This is a genomic window from Planomonospora algeriensis (genome assembly GCF_977012225.1).
The window spans coordinates 1-223 of record NZ_CDRNDK010001192.1 but is presented as its reverse complement, the minus strand read 5'-3'; the positions used below and the strand labels follow the sequence as shown (position 1 = coordinate 223).

The window sequence follows — 223 nt, the reverse complement described above, 5'->3', positions numbered from 1 at the left end:
ACCGCCCAGGCGTTCGACCGGTGGCTTGCCCAGGGGCATGATGTGGCCTTCTACCAGGCCACCGACGGCCGCGTACTCGCCCGGCCTGCGGGCCGGGCCGAGCCCCCATCGAAGAAACTGCTCAGCGGCCGGTACGGCTCCGCCGACCTGATCGAGGTGTTCCTCAACCCCTCCCCGGCGGTGGGGGAGCACCATGATGAGGAGTTCGACGACGAGGAGGAAC

The 223-nt window shown here is 69.5% G+C and carries 1 protein-coding gene; it reads left to right on the top strand.

Annotated elements, in window-relative coordinates; all coding sequences use genetic code 11:
• Positions 1-42: 42 nt before the first annotated feature.
• Positions 43-223: hypothetical protein (locus ACWJ6R_RS38385; RefSeq protein ID WP_449066854.1), on the top strand; the 181-nt coding region annotated here is incomplete at its 3' end.